A 22424-nucleotide genomic window follows, 5' to 3' on the forward strand; every position below is an offset into this window, starting at 1 on the left:
CGTGAACTCCTGCCGGCCCGCGAACGGCCTCCTGCGCCGGCGCCGCTCGGGACCTGACGTGCACCCCCTTTTGGGGGAGCCATCACCCACGCCTCGACTCCCAGAATCGCGGGTTACCCCTTGCAGAAACCGCCCGTGACCTCCGATTTCACGATCCACCTGCCGACGCTGATGCTGCTGGCCGTCGTCGTGATGGGAGCAACCGCGGCCATCATGTCGGTGTTCGGCCTGAGCCAGCGCGTCTACCGCGGCTACTGGTGGTGGGTGGGGGCCATGTGGCTGGCCACCCTGGGAGCGGCGCTGCACGGACTGCGCAACCTGTGGCCGGTGGCCGTGGTCCCGGCCTGCCTGCTGGTGATGGTCTGGCCGGTGTTGATCACCACCGGACTGCGCCGCTTCTTCTCGCGCGACCGGCAGTTCTCTTCGACGCGGATCGATGTCGCGCTGTATGTCGCCTGCTACCTCGGCTGGCTGGCTTGCTGGCTGGCTTCCGCGCCGCAGCCGATCCGGTCGCTGGCCTATGGCGCCGGCTCGCTGATCCTGCTGCTTTACGCCGCCGTTTTCATCGGCAAGCTCGACGACTTCCGCCGCAGTCCGGCCCTCAAGCTGCTGATGGCGGTGATGATCGTTCAGGCCGCCGTCCCCATGTTGCGCCTGGCGGGCATGTTCTCCCAGGGCGCCGGCGCGCTGCCCGCCCAATCGCTGGTGGTCACCGGCGTGGTGCTGCCGTTGCTCCTGAGCATGCTGTTCACGGTCTACCTCTGCCTGGTGCTCACGCACGAGCGCACCGTGCGCGACCTGCGCGAGACTCAGCGCCAGCTGCGCGTGCTGGCCGACATCGACATGCTCACCCAGGTGCCGAACCGCCGTCACTTCGAGGAATTGGCCACCGCGATCGTCGGCAACGGCGCCGCGCCGCCGTCGGTGCTGATGCTGTTCGACATCGACCATTTCAAGCACGTCAACGACAACCACGGCCATGCCGTCGGCGATGCGGCGCTGCGGCTGGTCGCCCGCTGCACGCGCGACACGCTGCGCACACGCGACGTGATGGGCCGTGTCGGGGGCGACGAGTTCATGCTGCTGCTGCCCGGTGCGAGCGTCGACGATGCGCTGCACGTGGCCGATCGCATCACGCGCAATCTCGACCTGGCGAGCAAGAACTTCCCGCTGCCGTTGAGTCTGAGCTTCGGGCTGGTGCAGATCCAAACAGGCGAATCGCTCGCCGCCGCACAGCACCGCGCCGACCTCGCCCTCTACGAGGCCAAGCGCCAGGGCCGCCGCCGCGCCGTGCCGGCCCGGCAGGACGGGCCCGATACGGTGTTCGGTGAGAGCCGGTCGCTGGGGCTCGATCCGCTCTGAGGTCTGTCGACGACGTCAGCGCGGCGCGAACCCCTGCCGCGCCAACACCGCCTGCCCGGCCGGACCCAGCACAAAGTCGACGAACCGCTGGGCCCGCGGACCCGCACGCTCCAACAGCGCCACGCCGTAGTCGGCAGAAACGTTCACGTCCTCCGGCAGGTCGACGCGCTGCAAGGCAGGCAGTTCCTGTTGGGCCTGCTGGGCATTGGTGCAATAGGTGATGAACACATCGGCCTGCCCCGCCTCGAGCAGCGCCGCATAGACGCTGCGGCCGGCGGGGGGCGGTGGCGAGGCCGGCCCGCCGGTCAGCTTCAGGGCCTTGCGATCGAGCGATTCGTAGGCTCCGGCGTACGCAGCACCACGCCCGTCGATGCGGCGAAACAGTTCCCAGGTGTAGTCCCCCGAAGGATCGGCCTGGGGCGTGGACGTGCCCACGCGCACGGCAGGATCGAGCAGGCGGTCCAGCGCGTTGTCGGCCGTCACGCCGGCCTCGGGCCGCGCCAGCAGGCACAGGCGATTGCGCGTGAAGCGCTGCACCACGCCGGCCCGGCCGACAGCGGCCAGCGCCTGCGGGTGCGCCATGTTGGCTGAAGCAAACACCTCGGCCGCCTCGCCCGCCGACAGACGGTCCTTCAGCAGGCCGGATGCGCCGAACACGAAGCGCAGCGGCGCTCCGGGCTCGCGCGCCTCGAACTGCCGGCCGATCTCGGCCAGCGGGGCCCGCAGACTGCCTGCGGCGAAGACCACCAGTTCGCCGTCCGGCGCGCCGGCCCGGCTCGCCTCGCCCGTCATGCCCAGCGTCATCGTCACGGCGGCGACCAGAGCCAGCGCGGCGGCCTTCACTTGGTTGCGGCGTTCGGGAAGAACAGTTGCTGGCCCCCGATCTGGTAGCTGGCGATCGTGGCCTGGCCTTCCGCAGAGACCACCCAGTCGGCGAAGGCCTGCGCCAGGGCCGTCTTGGTGTGCGGGTGCTTGGCCGGATCGACCACGATCACGCCGTACTGGTTGAACAGGCGCTTGTCGCCCTCCACCAGCACGGCCAGGTCGGCGCGGTTCTTGAACGACAGCCAGGTACCGCGGTCCGCCAGCACATAGGCATTGCTGGACGCGGCGATGTTCAGCGCCGGGCCCATGCCGCAGCCGCATTCCTGGTAGCCGGCATAGGTGCCCTTCGGGGCCTCGATGCCGGCGGCCTTCCAGTAGCGCAGTTCGGCAGCATGCGTGCCGCTCTTGTCGCCACGTGACACGAAGCTCGACGGGCTCTTCGCCAGCGTGCCCAGCGCGGCCACGATGTCGGCGCCCTTCACGCCCACCGGATCGGCTTTCGGGCCGATCAGCACGAAGTCGTTGTACATCACGGGGCTACGCTTCAGGCCGTAGCCTTCGGCGACGAACTTCTCCTCGGCCGCCTGGTCATGGACGAACAGCACGTCGCATCGCCGCGACGGCCCATGTCCAGCGCCTGGCCGGTACCGAGCGCCACCACCTTCACGTCGATGCCGCTGGCCTTCTTGAACGCCGGCAGCAGGTGCGCGAACAAGCCGGACTGCTCGGTCGACGTGGTCGACGCCATCACGATGCTCTTGTCCTGCGCGACCGCTGCGCCGGCCACGCCGAGCGCGATCGCGAACATGCCCAGATGGCGCAGCAGCGCCCGCCTGTCGAACTTCACCATGGCAACTCTCCTTTGAGAAACAACTTGGCCTCGGGCGGCAGCGCCACCCCCTCGAAAACTGTGCGGCCGGCACGTCGGCCAGCACGCGGCCGTGCTCCAGGTACACGACGCGCTGCGCCAGCCGCTTCACCTGCCCCAGGTTGTGCGACGCCATCAACAGCGTCATGCCCTGCGTCGCGAACTCGGCGAGCAGGTTCTCGACCTCGCGCTTGGCACTCGGGTCAAGGCTGGCGGTCGGCTCGTCGAGCAGCAGCACGTCGGGCTGCAGCGCCCAGGCGCGCGCCAGCGCGAGTCGCTGCTGCTGGCCGCCCGACAACGCGCGCGCTGGACGCGCCGCCTCGGCGGCCAACCCGACGCGCTGCAAGGCCTGTGCGCTGCGCACCTTGGCCTCCTCGCCACGCACCCCGCCGAGCCACAGGCCCAGCCGCACGTTGGCCTGGACGGAAAGGCGGAACAGGAAGGGCCGCTGGAACAGCATCGCGAAGCGCAGCGGCCGGCCGTCGAGGGCCTCGCGCTGCCGGCGCACGCCGGCGCTCGGTGCGAGCAGCCCGTGCAGCACCCGCAGCAGCGTGCTCTTGCCCGAGCCGTTGGCCCCGACGAAGGCCACGCACTCCCCCGGGACGATGCTCAGGTTCACGGCGCGCAGCGCCTCGAGCGCGCCGTAGCGCAGGCCCACCGACTCCAGGGCAATCAAGGCCTGTTCAGCCATGCATCGCTCCTGCAGCCCGACTGCCGTCGCTTGCGCCGCCTTGCGCCGTCCCGTGCGAGCGCGTGCTCCAGGCACGCACCAGCGCGATCAGTACATTGAGCAGCAGCACCACGCCGAGCAGCACCATGCCCAGCGCGAGCGCCAGCGGCAAGTCGCCCTTGCTGGTCTCGAGCGCGATGGCGGTCGTCATCACGCGCGTGTGGCCATCGATGTTGCCGCCCACGATCATCACCGCACCCACCTCCGAGATCGCGCGGCCGAAGGCCGCCAGCATCACCGTCAGCAGCGCCAGCCGCTCGTCCCACAGCAGCAGCGCGCCGCTGGTCCAGCGGCCTGCCCCGAGCGAGCGCAGCTGCTCGCCGTGCTGCTTCCAGCTGTCGGCGATGGCCTCGCGCGTGAGCGCAGCCACCACCGGCACCACCAGCACCGTCTGCGCGATCACCATCGCTGTCGGCGTGAACAGCAGGCCCCATGCGCCGAGGGGGCCCGAGCGCGACAACAGCAGGTAGACCACCAGGCCCACCACGACCGAGGGCAGCGCCAGCAGCGTGTTGAGCAGCACCAGCACGCCGCGCCGGCCGGGAAACCGCAGCACCGCCAGCGCGGCGCCGCCGGCCAGGCCCACCGCGGCGGCCAATGCACAGGCGGTGCCGCTGATCCCGAGCGACAGACCCACGACGCGCAGCAATTGCGCATCGGCCTGCACGATCAGGCTCACGGCCGTGCGCACACTCTCGACAAAAGCATTCATTCCCTGGCCCGTTCCGGACGGCGTACGCCCTTGGGGCACACTGCAATCGTGGCGATGCTAGATATGCACGGACGCCAAATCGATATGAACGAGCATGCATAGCAACAACAACGACGACTCGCCTGCACCGACCCGTTCGCCGCAGCGCGTGCAGCTCACCTATTCGCTCGGGACCGACGGCGCCGCCGGGCCGGTGCATCACCCGCTGTTCGCGCTGCTCGACGCGCTGCACCGCGGCGGTTCGATCTCGGCCGCGGCCACGGCGCTGGGGTTCTCCTACCGGCATGTCTGGGGTGAACTGCGGCGCTGGGAGACCGAACTGGGCCGCTCGCTGATCATCTGGAACAAGGGCCAGCGTGCGGTGCTCACGTCCTTCGGCGACAAGCTGCTGTGGGCCGAGCGTCGGGCGCAGGCGCGGCTCGCGCCGCAGATCGAGTCGCTGCGCATGGAGCTGGAGCGCGCCTTCGCGGATGCCTTCGACGACCGCGTCGACGTGCTCAGCGTCTGCGCCAGCCATGACCAGGCGTTGCCGCTGCTGCGAGAACTGGCGCTGGCGGAACAGCTGCACCTCGACATCGAGTTCGCCGGCAGCCTCGACGCGTTGCACACCCTCGACGCCGGCGGCTGCCTGCTCGCCGGCTTCCACGTGCTGGACGGCGTGGCGCGCGGCTCGGTCAGTGCACGCACCTACCGCGCACGGTTGAAGCCGGGCCACCACAAGCTGATCGGCTTCGCGCAGCGCGTTCAGGGCGTGATGACGGCGCCCGGCAATCCGCTGAAGGTGGGGTCGCTGCACGACCTGTCGCGGCCCGGTCTGCGCTGGGTCGGGCGCCCCGAGGGCACCGGCACGCGGGTGCTGCTGGAGGAACTGATCGAACAGGCCGGCCTGAAGATGCCGGAGGCCTTTGCGCTGATCGAGCCGTCGCACGGCGCGGCCGCGCAGCCGTGGCCAGCGGCGCGGCCGACGCGGCCTCGGGCTGGAGGCCGCGGCGCGCGCCGCCGGACTGGGCTTCGTGCCGCTGGCCCGCGAGCGCTACTTCCTCGTGACGCTGAAGTCCACGCTGGAGCAGCCAGCGGTGCAGCGCCTGGTGAGCCTGCTGGGCTCCACGACCTGGGCTCGCACGCTGGCCGGCCTGCCCGGCTACCGCGCCACCGAGCCCGGCGCGGTGCTGGCATTGACGAAGGTACTGCCGTGGTGGAGCTACCGCAGCAAGCACTGAGGAGACGACGATGAAATGGCTGAGATTCCGCCTCGGCGAGCGCCAGGGCTACGGCTGCCTCGATGGCGATGAGGTGCTGGTGCACGAGGGCGACCTGTTCAGCGCAGCGCGGCCCACCGGCGAGCGTTTGCCGTTGGCCGGACTGACCTGGCTCACGCCCTGCGTGCCCGGCAAGATGATCGGCCTGTGGAACAACTTCGCCGCGCTGGCCGAGAAGAACGGCTGGGCCCGGCCCACCGAGCCGCTGTACTTCCTGAAGGCGCCCAGCAGTTTCGCCGCGCACGGCGAGGCCATCGCGCCGCCGGCCACTGACGTGGGCCGCATTGCGTACGAGGGCGAGCTGGCGATCGTGATCGGTCGGAGGGCGCGCGCGGTGTCGCCGGCCGACGCCCCCTCATGCATCTTCGGCTACACCTGCGCCAACGACGTGACGGCCATGGAGCTGATCGCGCGCGATCCGAGCTTCCCGCAATGGGCCCGCGCCAAGAGCTTCGACGGCTTCGGCGTGTTCGGCCCGGTGATCGAGACCGACTTCGACCCCGCACAGGCCACGCTGCGCACGCGGGTGAGCGGCCGCGAGCGACAGAACTACCCGCTGTCGGACATGTGCTTCGGGCCGGCCGAGCTGGTGTCGCGCCTGTCGCACGACATGACGCTGGAGCCGGGCGACGTGATCCTGTGCGGCACCTCGCTCGGCGTGATGCCGATGAAGCCCGGCTGCGTGGTGGAGGTCGAGATCGACGGGATCGGCGTGCTCGCCAATCCCTACGGATGACTCAGGCCAGCGGCTGCACCTGCAGCCTGCCGCGCGCGTCGCCCAGGGTCTTGCCCAGCAGGCTGGCGGCCGCGTAGATGGCGTCGATGGTCGGCGTGGGCGTGTCGGTGATGCGCCCCAGCTCGACCACGCTACCGACCAGCGCCTCGAGTTCGAGCGCGCGGCCGTTCTCCACGTCCTGCAGCATCGAGGTCTTGTGCGCGCCCACCGCCTCGGCGCCGGCGATGCGCTTGTCGAGCGAGATCTTGAACTCGACACCGAGCTTCTGACCGACTGCCTGCGCCTCACCCATCATGCGCGCCGCGAGCTCGCGCGACAGCGGAAAGCGGCAGATGTCCTGCAGCGTCGCATGCGTCAGAGCACTGATCGGGTTGAAGCTCAGGTTGCCCCACAGCTTGACCCAGATCTCGCCGCGGATGTCCTTGGACACGGGGCTCTTGAAGCCGGCGCGGATCATGGCCTGCGACAGCGCTTCGATGCGCGGGCTGCGCGAGCCATCGGGTTCGCCGAGCGTGAAGCGGTTGCCCTCGATCACCTTGACCACGCCTGGCGACACCAGCTCGGCGGCCGGGTAGACCACGCTGCCGATCACGCGCTCGGGCTCGATGTGCTGCGCCAGCAGGCCGTCGGGATCGACGCTGCGCAGCGCCTGCCCGTCGTAGGGGCCGCCGAGCTTGTGGAAGTACCACCATGGCACGCCGTTGATCATCGTGACGACCATGGTCTGCGGGCCGAACAGCTCGCGCAGATCGGGCAGCAGGTCACGCACCTGGTGCGCCTTCACGGTCAACAGCACGGCGTCCTGCGGCCCGGCCTCGGCCATGCGCTGCACCGCCTTGGCGGTCGGCGCGTGCTGCTCACTGCCGTCTTCCAGCCGCAGACGGAAGCCGTTCGCGCGGATCGCCTCGAGGTTGCGGTTTCGAGCGATGAAGGTCACGTCCTCGCCAGCAATCGCCAGCTTGGCGCCGAGATACCCGCCGATCGCACCGGCACCGACGATCGCGATCTTCATGCCATGCCTTCCTTGCGTTCCCGGGCCTTGTAGTGATCCTTGGCAAGACCCCACAGCGGCCACAGCAGCATCACGATGGCCAGACCGGCGATGCTGCCGACCAGCGGGTTGGACCAGAAGATGGCCAGGCTGCCCTGCGACAGCAGCATCGCCTGGCGGAAACTCGCTTCAGCCATGTCGCCCAGCACCAGCGCCAGCACCATCGGCGCCAGCGGTACTTGAGCTTCTTGAACAGATAGCCCACCACGCCGAACACCAGCATCAACCACACGTCGAACATCGAGCTGTGCACCGTGTAGGCACCGATCGCGCAGATGACGATGATCACCGGCGCGATCACCGAGAACGGGATGCGCAGGATCGAGGCCCAGAACGGCACGGTGGTCAGCACCACCAGCAGGCCGACGATGTTGCCGAGGTACATGCTGGCGATCAGCCCCCAGACGAAGTCCTTCTGTTCGACGAACAGCATCGGTCCCGGCTGCAGGCCCCAGATCAGCAGACCGCCCAGCAGCACCGCCGCGGTCGGCGAGCCCGGGATGCCGAGCGTGAGCATCGGCAGTAGCGCCGAGGTGCCGGCGGCGTGGGCCGCAGTCTCCGGCGCCACCACGCCCTCGATCTGGCCCTTGCCGAAGCTCGCCGGGTCCTTGGAGCTGCGCCGCGCGATGCCGTAGCTCATGAACGAGGCCGGCGTCGCGCCACCCGGCGTGATGCCCATCCAGCAGCCCACCACGGTGGAGCGCAGGAAGGTCAGCCAGTAGCGCGGCAGCCCGGCCCAGGTCTGCAGAACCACGCGCGGGTTGATCTTGGCGTTCTTGCCCTTGAAGGACAGCCCCTCCTCCATCGTCAGCAGGATTTCGCCGATGCCGAACAGGCCGATCACCGCGATCAGGAAGTCGAAACCCTTGAGCAGTTCGCTCACGCCGAAGGTCATGCGCAGCGTGCCGGTCACGCTGTCCAGGCCCACCGCGGCGAGCGCGAAGCCGAGCATCATCGCGGCGATCACCTTGGCCGGCGGCTCCTTGCTCATGCCCACGAAGCTGCAGAAGGTGAGCAGCTGCACTGCGAAGAACTCGGCCGGCCCGAACTTCAGCGCGAACTTGGCGAGCAGCGGTGCCAGGAAGGTGATCAGGATCACCGCGAACAGCGCCCCGACGAAGCTGGAGGTGAAGGCCGCCGTCAGCGCCTGCGCGGCGCGGCCCTGCTGCGCCATCGGGTAGCCGTCGAAGGTCGTCGCTACCGACCACGGCTCGCCGGGAATGTTGAACAGGATCGAGGTGATCGCCCCCCCGAACAGCGCACCCCAGTAGATGCAGCTCAGCATGATGATCGCCGAGGTGGGGTTCATGCTGAAGGTGAGAGGCAGCAGGATCGCGATGCCGTTGGCGCCGCCCAGCCCGGGCAGCACGCCGATCAGCACGCCCAGCGTGATGCCGATCAGCATGTACATCAGGTTCGGCAGCGTCAGCGCCACGCTGAAGCCATGCATCAGGTTGCCGATTTCTTCCATGATCTTCCAGCAAAGGGGTTAGTAGCGCGGCTCAGAGGCCGAGCCAGTGCTCGATCGGGCCCTTGGGCAGCGGCACCAGGAACCAGCGCTCGAAGACCAGGAAGAAGAACAGCGGCACACCGACCGCCACGGCGGCCGTCAGGGCCCAGCCGAACTTGCCGTGGCGGCGCATGAAATAGCCGATCAGCAGCAGCGACGCGGCATAGATGCCCAGCACGGCGATGCCGCCGACATACACGCCCATCGGCAGCAGCACCGCGAGCACCATGCCGATCTGCGCGCGCTCGGCAAACACCTCGTCGCTGCGACGCCAGCCCAGCAGCGCCTTGATCAGCACGGTGGCGCTGGAGGCCAGCAAAAGCAGACCGATGTAGAACGGAAAGTAGCCCGACCGCGGGCCATCGTCGGCCCAGCCGATCCCTGCCCTCATGCTGTCGACGATCACCAGCACCGCCAGCGCCATCAGCACCGCAGCCACGATCAGCTCGGGCCAACGCGACCCGATCGCATCGCTCGAAGTTTCAGAGTCCATGAGCTCGTTCCAGAAAAATCCGCCGGCGGCCACAAGCGCCGCGATCAACCGAGCAGCCGCCACGGGCCGGCGCCGCCGGCCCCTCAGCGGCGCCCCCTGGAAGGGGAGCGGCGCAGCCGCAACGGGGGTGGTCGTCCTACTGTGCGATGAAGCCCGCTTCCTTCATGAGGACGCGGTGCATCTGCTCGGTCTTGCCGAGCCAGTCGAAGAACTCGGAGCCGGTGAGTGCCGTCTGGTTGAAGGCGCCCTTGGCCATGAACTCCTGCCACTCGGGCAGCGCGCGCAGCTTCTTGAACAGGTCGAGGTAGTAGGCCACCTGCTCCTGCGACACGCCAGGCGGCATGAAGATGCCGCGCAGCATCACGTACTCGACCGGCAGGCCCGCCGCCGGGCAGGTCGGCACATCGGCCCACGACTGGGTGGCCGTGAGCTTGGTCTTGTACGGCATGGGCTGCTTGTCGAACACGCACAGCGCCCGCAGCTTGCCGGCGCGCCAGTGCGACTCGGCCTCGATCGGATTGTTGACGGTGGAGTCGACGTGCTTGCCGACCAGCTGCACCGCCACGTCGCCGCCGCCCTTGAAGGGGATGTAGGTGATCTTCTTCCCGGCGGCCTTTTCCAGCAGCACGGTGATGATCTGGTCTTCCTGCTTGGAGCCGGTGCCGGCCATCTTCACGCTGCCGGGCGGCGCGGCCTTCACCGCGTCGAAGTAGGCCTTGGCCGTCTTGTATGGCGACTCCTCGTTGACCCACAGCACGAACTGGTCGAGCGCCAGCATCTGCACAGGCGTCAGGTCGCGCCAGTTGAATGGCACACCGGTGGCCAGCGGCGTGGTGAACAGGTTCGACAGCGTGATGATGATCTTGTGTGGATCGCCCTTCGCTTCCTTCACGGCGAGAAAGCCCTCCGCGCCAGCGCCGCCCGAGCGATTGACCACGACGATCGGCTGCTTGGTCAGGTTGTTCTTCGCCGCCACGCCCTGGATGAAGCGCGCCATCTGGTCGGCACCGCCACCGGTGCCCGCCGGCACGACGAACTCGATCGGCTTGGCGGGTTCCCACGCAGCAGCCAGCGGCGCATGGCCTAGGCCGGCCAGCGCGGCCGTCGCGAGCGCGGTGCGCAGGAAGAGCTTCTTGACTGTCTGCATCTTGTCTCCTTCGTGGTCGGCGGACGCCGGATTGATCATTCGAACCTTCTCATAGGGAGCCGCCCTGAGCTGCCCCGCGGCACGATAAGGGCCTCCTCCCCCAAGAGGAATTCAGCTTTTGTTCTGGTTCTGTTCAGCAATCTTTTAATCGGCGCCGCCCGCCGATCAGCCCAGACCGAGCTTCTGCGCCAGCCCGATGCGCTGCAGCTTGCCGGTCGCACCCTTCGGGATCTCGTCCATGAACAGGATCTTCTTGGGCACCTTGTAGTCGGCGGCGCGCTTGGCGACGAAGTCCTGGATCTCGCGCTCGGTGGCGCTAGCGCCCTCCTTCAGCACCACGACCGCGGCCACCTCCTCGCCCAGCTTCGGGTGCGGCATGCCGAAGCACACGCACTGGCCGACCGCCGGGTGGTCCATCAGGATCTCGTCCACTTCGCGCGGACTGACCTTCTCGCCGCCGCGGTTGATGATCTCCTTCAGGCGGCCGGTCAGACTGATGTAGCCGTCGGCATCCTTGCTGCCCTGGTCGCCAGTGCGGAACCAGCCGTTCAGGAAGCCCTCGGCATTGGCCTTGGGGTTGTTTTCGTAGCCGGCGGTGACATTGGGGCCGCGGATCACGATCTCGCCGATCTGGCCAGCGGCGAGCAGACTGCCGTCCTCGCCCATGATCTCGACCTCCGGCCCCGCCGGCAAGCCCACTGCCCCGGGCTTGCGCGCCAGCGGCGGCAGCGGGTTCGAGGCCATCTGGTGCGTGGCCTCGGTCATGCCGTAGGCCTCGATCAATGGCGCCTTGAAGATCTCCTCGAGCTCCTTGATCACCTGCGGCGGCATCGACGACGACGACGAGCGCAGGAAGCGCAACGGGTTGCGCGCGATCACGTCGGCATTGCCCTTGGCGCGCTGCACGATCGCCTGGTGCATGGTCGGCACCGCCGTGTACCAGGTGGGCTTGGCCTCGTCCATCCAGGCGAAGAACTTCAGCGCGTTGAAGCCGGGTGTGCAGAACACCTGCGAGCCTGCCGACAGCGGCGCCAGCACGCCCGCGATCAGGCCGTGGATATGGAACAGCGGCATGATGTTCAGGCCGATGTCGCTGGCCGTGAACTGCAGCGTCTTCCGGATGTTGGCTGCCGAGGCGCAGAGGTTGCCGACCGACAGCGGCACGATCTTCGGCCGCGAGGTGGTGCCCGAGGTGTGCAGCACCATGCCCACGTCGCCCGCCTCGCCGTAACCGCCCTGCGCGGCTGCGGGGGCGCCGCCACCGTCCCGTGCGGCCAGCCGGAAGCTGCCGGCCGGCGCGCCGGGCTCGACGATGAGGTCGACGACCCGCACCCCGAGCTTCTGCGCCACCGCGATCGCCGGCGAGCTGCTGCCCTGCTCGACGATCAGCAGCTTTGCGTTCAGGTCCGACAGGTAGAACTCGAACTCGTCGGCGCGATAGGCCGGGTTCAGCGGCGCGCTGGTGGTGCCCGAGGCACAGGCCATGTAGCAGGTGGCCATCTCGGGGCCGTTGTTCAGCACGATGGCGACGCGGTCGTTGCGCCCGGCGCCCAGCGCATTCAGGCTCGCCAGCGTGGCGTCGACCAGCGCGCGCAATTCACGGTAGGACAGCGCAGTGCGGCCCGGAGCGGAGATCGCGGGGGCAGCATCGGCGCCGTGGGCAAGGAGGTCTTTCAGCGAGGTTTGCATCGGTCTCTGATGTTGAGGCGGCCTGCGGCCGCGGATCGTCGGGAGCTGGAGACAAATGTACGGAGGCCATCGCGCCGGCACATCCGGGCGCTCCCCATGCAGGGGCGTCGGGGCGCAGACCGCGGGTGGGTCACGTCGCCTGCGTCGCAGATCACGACGCGCGGAGGTTCAGCAGGGCTTGAGCCGAGGGGTGCTCGGACTATCTGCAACGAAGAACATGAACTGCCGTGTGAGGCCGTTCCGCGAAGATTTATACCCCATGCCGGCGAAACGACCAATCCTGCGCAGGCGCATGGCCGCAACGCAATCGGCACGTGTGAACACAAATATATCGCCGACGGTCGATAGGCGTGGGCACCACGCCATGCCCCGGGCCTACTTGGTAGAGCCGCTGAACTTGAGCTGCGCCATCTCGTCACAGTAGCGCTGGCTCATGTCGAGCCAGTGCTCCCGCGCGTCGCTCATGCGGTCGATCAACTCGGACATGACGGTCCAGTTCATGTCGGCACCGAGCGAGGCGGTCGTCTGGAGCAGGCGCTTGTACTCGGCGGCCACCGCCTCCCAGGCCTCGAAGGCCTGCAGGATGTCCTGCAAGTTCACGGGGGTCTCTGCGGCCATGGCGTCGCGTATGGAGATTGGGCGTGCCGAAGTATTGCCCAACTGCCCCGCAACGCGCCCGCGGTCGCGCGCCACACGGAGGCTTGCGTTTGTCGGCCTACCCCGCTAGCGTGCCTGCCATCGCAGCCCCAACCTACAGCCGGCAGGTCCGGCCGCCGGGAAACCCATGAAAAACCTTGCCCGCTACATCCTCTGCCTGTCGCCACTCGTCTGCTCGACGGCTTTTGCACAAGCTGCGGAGGTCAAGGTGCTGCGGGATCTGGACGCCACCGGCCGGACCACATTGACCCGCGAGGAGCTCGTACAGCTGCTGCCTGGCGCCAACATGAGCCGCATCTCGGCAAAGGGCAACACACACATCTGGAAGAACGAGAGTGGTGGCAGCTTCATCATCTCGTCGGACAACCGCGACCGCGGCGCGGTCGCCTCGACGGCAGCCGGCAAGTGGAGCATCTCCGACGACGGCCGCTACTGTGTGCTGATCGAGTGGAAGCTGATCGAGACCGAGGAGTGGTGCCGCTACATCGTGCGCTCAGGCGAGGATTACTACGCAACGAAGTCCGACAAGACCGGCACGGAGCGGGTCCACAAGCTCTCGATCAAGCGTTAGCGACCCAGTCTGACAGCCCCCCTGAGGTCGCACCGCTGCGTCGACATCGAGACGCTCCGCTCACAGCTTCGACAGCGCAGGACGGACCTCATGACCGCTGGCCGAGGTGGCAGATGTCGAGACCTGGGCAGGGTCAGCGTCCGGCTCCCGGAGACCGACGGAAGGCGCGGGTTTGAACCTAGCAAGATCTGACAGGTGACGCGACGATGCGGGAAGCAGACACTGACGGCTCCCGATGCACGCGTCTCGGCGGTTTCGCCCATGACTCGACGCGTCGGCGACAGGGAGGGCCGCCATGGATGCCTGTCTTGTTCCGTCTGCTGCAAAGTCCGGCGCCTGCCGCTGTGGTCGACGCGCCTTCGTCAGACATTGCATGGCGACATGTCTGTGCGCATCCACCTTCCGGATCACCGCCGAGCCCCTGGAAGGAGAGTCCCCGGAGGCCGACCTGACACGGGCAAGGCGCGAATTCGGGGCCTTGGTGGTTGCGGCACGTGCGCTGGATTTCGACCGACGCATCGCATTCATCAACGTCGAGGTCAATCAGCGAATCGAGTATGTGGCCGACCCGGCGTCGGTGCCCGGCGCGGACGTGTGGTCGACCCCCTGCGAAACCCTGGCCCGCGGCGCGGGCGACTGCGAAGACTTCGCGATCACGAAATTCTTCCTGCTTCTGGCAAGCGGCCACCCCCAGCACGGCGTTCGGCTGCTGTACGCGCGCTACAGCCGGATCGACCTCCAGGCTGCGCCGGTGCCTCACATGGTGGCGCTTGCGCAGTGGCCGTTCGTCGATCCGCTCGTCATGGACTCCGTCAACCCGCTGCTCATCGCGCTGTCACGCCGCGACGACCTCCACCCCATCTTCAGTTTCGACCAATCGGCCGTCTGGCAGCAGGTCGATGCGGTGTCGATGTCGCCACGGCGAAGCGGGATCCGGCCGTGGCGCACGACGCTGGCTCGCGCGGGGCAGCAGTTGCACTGACTGCAACGCGGAAAGCGGCTGATCGAAAAGAAGAAGCCCGTACCAGTGGTCTTTCACTGGCACGGGCTGTCCGGTTTGGTGGGCCGGGGTCTATCGAACTGTGGCGCCAAAGCCGCACAGATTCTCGATGTACGGAATTCCCAACCGCGATGTTGTCCGGAAAGTTATCCGGTTGCGGCGCCGCGTCTACGCACGAAACCGAAGTAAAAAGCTTCGCCTGCACCCAGCGGTGCATGGCGCTCAACGCCGCAAAATGCTCGTAATTCTGCGATGGTCACACGGGCCGCGCGGAGATCTGAGTCTGACAGCAAGGAGCCACATGTACTGCACGGCCACTACACCCGCCCCGCCGCCGCCAGACCGTGAACAACCGCCGATTGAGCGCCGGGAAATGCCCCGAACCGGGCGCGGCAGTTCGTATGAGCGTAAGGGCCGATAGGTTGAAACCATGCACTTGAACCTAACCGGGCCGTCACCCAGTCCACCTGCTCCAGTTCCTGATCGTGAGCAGCCTCCGCCGGGGCGAATCGAGATACCCCCGCGTCCCTACTGAGGAAGGCTCATCACAGGGCCCAACGCGCCGCCGCCCATAGTCCACCCATGAACACCAATGGCGTAAGCACCGCTAGCAGGCGAACCCAATTGAGCCGCGTCGCCCGTGTCTCATTGCGCTTAAAGATGTCCGCCAATCGCTCTTGCAGAAGCACGAGCATCTCGCGACGAGCATCTAGCGGCTCCTCACCAGGCCTCTCCAACCAACTCTTTGGCTCGCTGTAAAGGGCCGGCACCGGGGGACACCATAAGGCAGCTGACAACCAGCCAGAACGCCAATGCGGACAGCCACGCACACACTCCGGCAGCGGCCCATGCAAGCGAACTCGAGCCGGGCTCGAACAATTTCACCGCGAATGCCAGGGATCCGCCGATCCCGGCCAGCAGCACTGTGAGGGTGACTTCTGCCTGCTTAGCGATCCACTCGGCTGTGGCCAATCGCCCTTTCATAGCCTCGTAGCCTTGCTCTTCGGCGAGCGTCACAAGATCCGGGTGATGCTGGGGGTCCAGCATTCGAGTCCTTGTTGCTTTGTCTAGGCGCTCGACCATCGAACAAGTCTACTGGCCGCCCGCGCTGGGCAGCGGCCGGTTCGCATTGTCACGTCGGCTGCGATGCAACCCAGAGGCTGGATCTGAGGGTCCGATATTTGATTACCAGCGGGTGCGTCGATCGCAACGACGGCGTGCACCAGGGCAGATCGCTGTACGCCGGCCGCCTCCCGAGCCTTGCGGAGCAGCGCGCGGCGGTGTTCGTTGCCGGCTTTTTGGGCGGCTTCTGCGGATAACTTAGAGGGGGTCTCGGGGTCATCTTCTCGGGCCCTCCAGCCCTGCGAGTTACCCACTTACGGGTCAAATTCTCCTTTGATTGCGAGGACCTACTGGAGACGTTCTCGCTGGTCCCTTGGTTGTTGCCGTGCAACCTACTCTGGTTGTCAAGGGCAAGGAGAGCCTTCGTTTTGGCTTGTCGCGCAAGCCGACAACAGGGTCGACCTCGCGGCCTACAACACTGAAAATGCGGCCCGAAGTGGCGCTGCCCCGGCACCTCTACAGGGGGGTCCAATCCGCGGTGCGCCGACACAGAATCGCGGCCATGAAACGCCTGCTCGCCGCCGCTGCACTGCTGACCGGCTTCGCCACGTCGGCCTATGAGGTAGACGAGAGCAAGTGGTTTGGCTACTTCGCCGGCAAGCACGCCCAGCATCCGGCCCTGCTGCTGCTGTCGACGGCGAAGTGCACCGCCAAGGGCGGGCGTCCACAAGACAAGTGGTTCGTCGCGCTCGAGGTGGTGAGACTGCCGCTCATCGACAGGACGGTGGAAGAGGTCGAAGTGCCTGCTTGCTGGCGCAGAGACCCGGACGGCTCGAAGAACCGGCAGTATTGCCGCGTCGACCGTGCATCGAATGAGCTCGGGGACGTCTGCTTGTAGATCGGCGACGAGCATTTCCTCAATGCCCGGACACTCCCGCGCCAGGCACCCTCCCGCTGACCGATGCGGCCCACGCTCGCACACCGGCTGCGCGACCACGCCGACGATCTCACCTTCTAGTCCGACACCGACGTGCCGTCTTTGCGCCGGTAGACCGACACGTGGACCTTGAGCAGCACGATCGGGCTCTTCATGCAGGCGTTCCCAACAGTGTGTCGATGACCGACGTGATGCTGGCCTGCGCGCGCGCGCCGACCGCATCGACGTCGGCCGCGCCCTCGGCCGCCATCACCAGGTAGGCGTCCATCAGCTGCGCGGCCAGCCAGCGGAACAGCGCGGCGGCAGGGCTCTCCGCCGCGCGCACGGCCTCGCCGCGCAGCAGCACGGTGATCGCCATGCCGACGCCGCGCGGCGTGTTCCAGCCTGGCATGGCCGCATAGGGCGACTCGCCCCCCATGAAGATCGACCCGACCCGCTCGCACTCGCCGTGAATCTGGCGCGTCATCTCGTCGGCATCGACGTCGCCGTTGCGGCGCCACTTGTAGATCTCAACGATGCGGTGACAGAAGCCCTGCACGAGGCGCTCGACCACCTCCGGGCTGCCGAGGCTGTCGCCGGCAGTGCGGGCAGCATCGATCAGCGCGCGATCGGGCGCGCCGCGTTTAGCAGCGCGCGCCTTGCTTCCTTCGACGGTACGCGGGTCGGTCATGGTCACCCCAGGACGCGCGCCGACACGACGCGCACCGATTTCGTCATGGTACTGGCTGCCTGGGCCATCAGGTCGGCCAAGTTGGACGGTGCTGCTACATAGTGGCGAAGGACCAAAGCAGGAATTCCTGCCTCGCCCAACGCGATTACCAGGGCGTTGACCAGAGCGGAGTTTTCCGCGTTTTGAGCGCCTCACCAATTCACGGACGAGTAACGCGACGTCGCTATGGTCTCTTGTAGAGATGAACTGCAAACTCTCCAAATTTGGAGAAATAAACAGTGCACTGATCGGGCAGTAGCCGGGTCAAGTTCACCTTCGCACGGTGGAGGGACTTTTCCTCGACTGCAATTCAGAAGCTGTCCTCACGGCACGGCGACTTCGGACAGTTCACAGTGGATTTCGCCACCCATACTGTACTTGGGCAGAACTATCTAGGCAGCTAATCGATGCTCAAAATGCGGCCGCGGTCGATCGTCGAGGATCGCAAAGCTGGCTTCGAGATCTTCCGGATCCAGGTTGGGCCAACCGACCATGATCGATCATTAACATTGAATCGGGCGGCAGGCCATATTTGCGACACATGCACGTCGACACCCTCTAGACATGACCCCATCTGTGGCCCAGTTTCGTTTGGCGCACGGCTTGGCTTGATTTAGGCCAAGGGATGCCGGTCCACTCGGGCGCGGCCGTGAAAGCCGCGGAGACGGCTGGATACAGCTCAGCAACAGCCCCGGCCGATGCAGCGGTTTCAAGCCGCTCTAGCCGCAAGGTCGGCCCGGATGCTCTCCACAGCCCGCCTGAGCGGGTCAGCAACCTGCAGTTGAATGCTGCTCTCTGCGTTCACCTGCATTTCGGCTATGAGCCCGTCGACGTGCGCGAGGGCCATTCGTTTGTTGGGGTGGCCGTCAAAAATTGCTTCGAGGACGAAGCGGTATGCGTCAATCTGCGCCTCTGGTCTCATGGTTACCCCCTTGCGAGCCTAGGCCAGCAAAGATTCACCTCGCCGCGCACTGGCACCGCGCGTCAGTGCATGGCCATACGATCGCTCAGCCGGTGCTGAAGGTCTGTACGCCGCTCGGCCGCTGCGGTGCTCACCGGGTGGTGGTGTGCATGTTCATCGTACAACGCACGGCCTCGCTCCAGCAGAACCGCCCGCAAACACGGTTCATCCGTAAGCGCCTGGTAGTAGGCGGCAAAACACTTGGCCCAGGCGTTGCGCGTCAGGAAGTTCATTGTTGAAGCTTCGGCGCCGAAGTGCGTGGTCAACATCCCCCATCCTGGTGAGACGGGACCAGTGACAGCTCGGCCGGTATCCCGATCGATATCCACTTGGCGGCTAGCGTGCTGGCTGGAACATGATGATGCCCATGCCGGCTAGCGCGACGATGACACCTGCCACGTCCCAGGCAGTCGGCCGAACCTGATCGACGGCCCACAGCCACGCGAGGGCAACGCCGATGTACACACCGCAGCCAGAGGCCTAGTCCTCGACCCGCCCCGCCTCGAACACCTCGATCGGCGTGAGCTGCACCGGATCTCGGCAGGCAGCGATCGATTCGCTTACTTCAAGCCAACATGGTGCGGTACAGCTCTGCCGCAAAATGAACAGTAGCGCGCCCGCACCCGCGACGGCGAAAAGTACTGCTGGGATCAGTTGCCATATCCAAAGGCAATCGATTCTCGAACTGATCTGCCTTGAAGCGCGCTGCCAAGCAGCGAGAGTCGCTCCCTCGTCCGATTTCGCCAGCGCCTTGTTGACGTTTTGATATTGCAAGGTTGCATAGATCATCGTGAAGACCTCCCAAGCGACGAAGATCACGAGGGAAAGTGCCATGGCAAGCCCTGCGAACGCGCGAACGCTCGGATATGCCCCCTTCTCGGCCAAGCTCCATAGCGCGTAAAACCCGGCGTATCCAATCCCAACAACGACGTTCGCATAACTGTGGGCATGGCTGTTTTGCTTTTCCGCCAGCTGCACGATCGCAGCAACTTGGGCTTCGTGTTGCTTTCGCGCCGCCTCAATTCGATGCGTCGCATCGATCTTCTTCATCCCGCCGCTCATGGCTTCGATGTTCCGTGCGAGTGTCTTGATGTCAGAGTTGACTTTGCCGGTCCAGTCGTTAAGGTCAATGGCCCGGCGGCCCGTTTGAAGAGGTATTTCGTCTCTCATGCGACGGCATTATGGCGAGGCCGGCGACCTTGAGAAACTCGACCTGGTCAGCACTCACCGGCTCCCGTCCTCCAGATGGCGCTCCGCCAGCTGCAGCGCTTCGATCAGCGTCGCCAGCGCAGCCGCAGCCAGCTCAGCCGCATCGAGCGCCCCCCTTGCGACTCGGCACCGTCGCCACCTCACCCATCAGCACGACCACAGAGTTGCTGGAACACGCAGTATCCGGTCTAGGATTCACGGTCGCTGCACCGAGGAGTAAAAGCATGCCTGCCGATGAGATCCAGAAGAAGACAGGTAGACATCGGGTTAAAGAGGATCCGGAGCAGGCCATCAAACGAATCGTGGATGCGCACGCTCGCGCTGACAAGCTCGCCCGTAACGTGGTCGATGCGGTTTGCAAGCTGGCGGAACACTTGGAGGAACCGCCAGGAACGAAGGGGCCCGCAAAGGATCCGCCAGTTGACCTCGACGCTCTGCTGGCGGAGCTAGAAGCCCAGCCGCTCGATGAACTTCGACAATCGAGGCGTCATGGAATCGCCGTGCGGCGGTACTGTCGAGAGTTGATCCACGATTACCGGGAAACAGAAGCAGCTGTGGGTCGGCAGTGGAACTTCGATCCCACAGCTTTCGAGCTCATGAAGGGAATGTGGATCAGCGAGGCGACGATAGCCAAACACAAGGTCTATCGGGCGCTGGATCAGCTGCAGGCCGGTCGAGATGAGCAACTGGCAATGGTGAAGCTGGCTGGTTAGTCGGTCGACACGCTACAACGGCCCCAGCGAGTTAGAGAACCGGACTTACGACAAGATCACTTGTTCCTTACGGCCATCCGAGTACTAAGGCTTCGCGGGCTCTGTGGAATAGCTGCCCCCAACAAGCTCTTGTTGCAGCGGGCTTTGGGTCTTCTGATATGCGCGTTCCAGGAACGTTCTGACGACAGCAACTGCGCGCTCTGCGCCATTCTGCGTCACCATCTTCTCAAGTGCCGATTGTGGTGGTGGTAGGGACGGGTTCTCAAAATCGTCGTCGGTGAAGTGATTCACCTCGTCGATATCTTCGGGCTTTGCATGCGCTACCTGATTCCGAAATCTGAAGAGTGTCCGCAAGTCCGCCCAAATCGGATCATCCTTTTCATACGGCAACCCAAGTTCTTTCCAAACCGCACGGATCTTGGCGATCGGTGATGAACTCCCATAGTCTTCAGGGTCGTCAACCAACCGCTGCACGAGTAGGTTGGTCAGCGCCTCGAAGGCCAGCGCTGAGAAAGTCATCGCGATCTCGTATTGATCGAACTTGCTCCCAGCAGGGGCCGTCTTTGCGGCGTCAAGCGCGGTGCCGGCCACCTCAAGAAGCTTGTGGTGCGCCGAATACCGACGCTTCTGTCTCATGGGGTACGTGATCGGGGAGACCATGTGCAAAGCCTTTCTCGCTGCCGCACAGCAATTTGGAGTCATTGTCTTCTGCGAGCGCCAGACAGCCACGGACGGCTCAAGCAAGTGGGATTTCCCGATTTGGTCTGCGCGTCGATGCAGACTAGCTCGTAGAATCCGAGCGTCAGCGCCTTAGTGCTGGAAGTTCTGTCCCGGTTGTGCCGAGTCAATGTCGGCCGCAAGGTCGTCAAGTACGAGAGGTGGAAATCGGTGCCACCCCCTCCGGGTTCGGTCAACAAGACCCCCTCGCCTCACGGCCTGGGGGTTTTGTTCGTCATGGAAGACTTGCGAAATTCGTGACAACCTCCTATGCCGCTAGCCGGTGCTCGTAGTACGGGTGCGGTCGATCGTCGAGGATCGCGTAACTGGCCGCAAGCTCACTGGGATCGGGGTTCAGCCAGGCGCCGACGTTCTCGGGCCGGATCTGCACGATGCAGCGATCGTGACCCGCGGCAGCGATCTCCCGGGGCGGTTCATCGGTGATCGCTGCGAAGCTCAGCAGGTCCGGCCCGTCCTTCCCACTCCAGCGTGACCACAGGCAGGCCACCAGCATCGGCTCCCGGTCGTCCGGGGTGAACTGCAGCACCACGTTCTTGCCATCGCGGTCGACGTTTTCGTAGAAGGTCTTCACGATCAGCAGCCCGTGGGTGTAACCGAACTGGCCCTTCCAGAAGCCTTCGAGGTTGTCGCGCCGGGCGTTGTAGGTGCTGGGATACCTGGTGTCGTAGAACACCGGCTTGCCGGCCGGGCGGCACTGGTAGCGCATCGGCTTCACGACGAGTCGGCCGCCCTCGCTGACGATCACGGGGGCATAGCTTCCAGGGAAGATTCGCGCGTCTCGATCCTTCGGCTCAAGTCGTCGCAGGTCGGCCAGCTTGCCCAACAAGGCGTCGACCTTGCTTGAGGCTATGCGCTTGACCTCGGCAGCGGACTTCGTCTCCTTCTCCGCGAGCTTGCGCTCGGCGCTGGCCAGGCGCGTACGCTGCTTGAACAGCTCTTGTTCGTACTCAGCGGCCTGCTCGGAGTTTCGCCGGTCGATCAACTGCTTGATGTCCCACTCGTTCTCGGTCTGAGGATCGGCAAACAGCTGGTCGATCACCTTCGGAATCTTGCGTTCATCGATGTACGTGGAGCCATACAGCTCCTTGAACTCGTCCAGGGAGATGAAGGTGTTCCAGCGGCGGCAGTGTTCGCGGTAGGCGTCTACGAGCTGGGCAGAGAAGCACATCGGCGCATCGTAGCGGGCTCTCTCTATCGACCAACCAGCAGCGATCGAACCAAGGGGGCTTGCCTGCAGATAGCACGCCCTTGATACTGTATGCACATACAGTATCAAGGAGCCTCACATGACCCCCGACGAATGGACGCGGCGGTGCGCCGACCGCCTGCGCCAGCAATGGCCGCACGCCCCCGAGGACGAGCTGCGCGACGCGGCCGCCGAGCTGTGGTCTGAGCCCCGATGGCGCGACCAGACGCCCGAGGTCGCCACAGTCATGTGGTTGCGGCTGGGCGTGCTGGCGAAATAGCCTCCATGGTTGTGCGCGC

Annotated in this window: 20 protein-coding genes and 5 pseudogenes; 8 read left to right on the forward strand and 17 right to left on the reverse strand. The window is 65.9% G+C overall.

Features of this window, described 5'->3' with window-relative positions; all coding sequences use genetic code 11:
- Positions 1-135: 135 nt before the first annotated feature.
- A complete protein-coding gene (locus Y694_RS03525; RefSeq protein WP_036229891.1) occupies positions 136-1362 on the forward strand; it encodes a GGDEF domain-containing protein in 1227 nt (408 codons plus the stop codon).
- Between the two features lie 15 nt (positions 1363-1377).
- Here Y694_RS03525 and Y694_RS03530 read toward each other — a convergent pair whose 3' ends face one another.
- The 4 genes and pseudogenes from Y694_RS03530 to Y694_RS03545 form a co-directional block, all read right to left on the reverse strand.
- On the reverse strand, positions 1378-2205 hold the full coding sequence (locus Y694_RS03530; RefSeq protein WP_036249472.1) for a molybdate ABC transporter substrate-binding protein: 828 nt from the start codon (positions 2203-2205) through the stop codon (positions 1378-1380).
- Positions 2202-2995 (reverse strand): annotated as a pseudogene (locus Y694_RS03535) (substrate-binding domain-containing protein). Before Y694_RS03535 ends, Y694_RS03530 begins: the two are co-directional and overlap by 4 nt.
- A gap of 35 nt (positions 2996-3030) precedes the next feature.
- Positions 3031-3746: pseudogene (locus Y694_RS23125) on the reverse strand (phosphate ABC transporter ATP-binding protein).
- On the reverse strand, positions 3739-4497 hold the full coding sequence (locus Y694_RS03545) for an ABC transporter permease (protein WP_011829816.1): 759 nt from the start codon (positions 4495-4497) through the stop codon (positions 3739-3741). The pseudogene Y694_RS23125 and the gene Y694_RS03545 overlap by 8 nt, the downstream one beginning before the upstream one ends.
- Positions 4498-4591: 94 nt before the next feature.
- Here Y694_RS03545 and Y694_RS03550 point away from each other — a divergent pair.
- Both Y694_RS03550 and Y694_RS03555 read left to right on the forward strand, forming a co-directional pair.
- Positions 4592-5717 (forward strand): annotated as a pseudogene (locus Y694_RS03550) (substrate-binding domain-containing protein).
- Positions 5718-5727: 10 nt separating this feature from the next.
- Positions 5728-6492, forward strand: a complete 765-nt coding sequence (locus tag Y694_RS03555) for a fumarylacetoacetate hydrolase family protein (protein WP_011829818.1) — start codon at positions 5728-5730, stop codon at positions 6490-6492.
- A 1-nt stretch (position 6493) separates the two neighbouring features.
- Here Y694_RS03555 and Y694_RS03560 read toward each other — a convergent pair whose 3' ends face one another.
- From Y694_RS03560 to Y694_RS03585, 6 genes and pseudogenes are all read right to left on the reverse strand, one after another.
- On the reverse strand, positions 6494-7504 hold the full coding sequence (locus Y694_RS03560; RefSeq protein WP_036229893.1) for a 2-dehydropantoate 2-reductase: 1011 nt from the start codon (positions 7502-7504) through the stop codon (positions 6494-6496).
- Positions 7501-9014 (reverse strand): annotated as a pseudogene (locus Y694_RS03565) (tripartite tricarboxylate transporter permease). The gene Y694_RS03560 and the pseudogene Y694_RS03565 overlap by 4 nt, the downstream one beginning before the upstream one ends.
- Positions 9015-9045: 31 nt before the next feature.
- Complete coding sequence (locus Y694_RS03570; RefSeq protein WP_036229896.1) at positions 9046-9546, reverse strand: tripartite tricarboxylate transporter TctB family protein; 501 nt, start codon at positions 9544-9546, stop codon at positions 9046-9048.
- A gap of 136 nt (positions 9547-9682) precedes the next feature.
- A complete protein-coding gene (locus Y694_RS03575) occupies positions 9683-10693 on the reverse strand; it encodes a tripartite tricarboxylate transporter substrate binding protein (protein ID WP_036229952.1) in 1011 nt (336 codons plus the stop codon).
- Between the two features lie 165 nt (positions 10694-10858).
- Positions 10859-12382, reverse strand: a complete 1524-nt coding sequence (locus Y694_RS03580; RefSeq protein WP_036229897.1) for an acyl--CoA ligase — start codon at positions 12380-12382, stop codon at positions 10859-10861.
- Between the two features lie 375 nt (positions 12383-12757).
- A complete protein-coding gene (locus tag Y694_RS03585; RefSeq protein ID WP_036229900.1) occupies positions 12758-13000 on the reverse strand; it encodes a hypothetical protein in 243 nt (80 codons plus the stop codon).
- A gap of 166 nt (positions 13001-13166) precedes the next feature.
- Between Y694_RS03585 and Y694_RS03590 the strand changes: the two genes are divergently transcribed.
- On the forward strand, positions 13167-13610 hold the full coding sequence (locus Y694_RS03590) for a DUF995 domain-containing protein (protein WP_036229902.1): 444 nt from the start codon (positions 13167-13169) through the stop codon (positions 13608-13610).
- Positions 13611-13905: 295 nt separating this feature from the next.
- Positions 13906-14592: a transglutaminase-like cysteine peptidase gene (locus Y694_RS03595; RefSeq protein WP_081771302.1), complete on the forward strand. Its 687-nt coding sequence runs from the start codon at positions 13906-13908 to the stop codon at positions 14590-14592.
- A 738-nt stretch (positions 14593-15330) separates the two neighbouring features.
- Here Y694_RS03595 and Y694_RS03600 read toward each other — a convergent pair.
- Positions 15331-15657, reverse strand: coding sequence for a hypothetical protein (locus Y694_RS03600; protein WP_036229905.1), 327 nt, complete (start codon positions 15655-15657; stop codon positions 15331-15333).
- A gap of 577 nt (positions 15658-16234) precedes the next feature.
- Between Y694_RS03600 and Y694_RS03605 the strand changes: the two genes are divergently transcribed.
- Entirely contained in the window at positions 16235-16570 is a 336-nt protein-coding gene (locus Y694_RS03605; protein WP_036229907.1) for a hypothetical protein, read from the forward strand.
- A 190-nt stretch (positions 16571-16760) separates the two neighbouring features.
- On the opposite strand, the gene Y694_RS03610 is transcribed toward Y694_RS03605, so the two are convergent.
- From Y694_RS03610 to Y694_RS25395, 4 genes and pseudogenes are all read right to left on the reverse strand, one after another.
- Positions 16761-17279, reverse strand: a complete 519-nt coding sequence (locus Y694_RS03610) for a hypothetical protein (protein WP_155935782.1) — start codon at positions 17277-17279, stop codon at positions 16761-16763.
- Positions 17280-18302: 1023 nt separating this feature from the next.
- Positions 18303-18548 carry a hypothetical protein gene (locus Y694_RS03620; protein WP_036229914.1) on the reverse strand — a complete coding sequence of 82 codons (246 nt, stop codon included), beginning with the start codon at positions 18546-18548 and terminating at the stop codon, positions 18303-18305.
- Between the two features lie 67 nt (positions 18549-18615).
- Positions 18616-18747 (reverse strand): annotated as a pseudogene (locus Y694_RS25390) (YnfA family protein); the annotation flags it as partial.
- Between the two features lie 12 nt (positions 18748-18759).
- Positions 18760-19449 (reverse strand): hypothetical protein, encoded by a 690-nt coding sequence (locus Y694_RS25395; RefSeq protein ID WP_231497521.1) that lies wholly within the window; start codon positions 19447-19449, stop codon positions 18760-18762.
- A gap of 263 nt (positions 19450-19712) precedes the next feature.
- On the opposite strand from Y694_RS25395, the gene Y694_RS24055 reads away from it, so the two are divergent.
- Entirely contained in the window at positions 19713-20201 is a 489-nt protein-coding gene (locus Y694_RS24055) for a hypothetical protein (protein WP_152543490.1), read from the forward strand.
- Between the two features lie 84 nt (positions 20202-20285).
- Here the strand turns inward: Y694_RS24055 and Y694_RS03630 are convergent, their stop codons facing one another.
- Both Y694_RS03630 and Y694_RS03635 read right to left on the reverse strand, forming a co-directional pair.
- The gene (locus tag Y694_RS03630) at positions 20286-20837 is read right to left on the reverse strand and encodes a hypothetical protein (RefSeq protein ID WP_152543491.1); all 552 of its coding nucleotides are present in this window, start codon (positions 20835-20837) and stop codon (positions 20286-20288) included.
- A 349-nt stretch (positions 20838-21186) separates the two neighbouring features.
- Positions 21187-22107: an SOS response-associated peptidase family protein gene (locus Y694_RS03635; protein WP_036229920.1), complete on the reverse strand. Its 921-nt coding sequence runs from the start codon at positions 22105-22107 to the stop codon at positions 21187-21189.
- A gap of 118 nt (positions 22108-22225) precedes the next feature.
- Here Y694_RS03635 and Y694_RS03640 point away from each other — a divergent pair, with 118 nt between their 5' ends.
- Positions 22226-22405 (forward strand): hypothetical protein, encoded by a 180-nt coding sequence (locus tag Y694_RS03640; protein WP_036229922.1) that lies wholly within the window; start codon positions 22226-22228, stop codon positions 22403-22405.
- Positions 22406-22424 lie beyond the last annotated feature (19 nt).

Origin of the sequence: Methylibium sp. T29-B, assembly GCF_000576225.1 — a bacterium.
Classification (GTDB): domain Bacteria; phylum Pseudomonadota; class Gammaproteobacteria; order Burkholderiales; family Burkholderiaceae_C; genus Methylibium; species Methylibium petroleiphilum.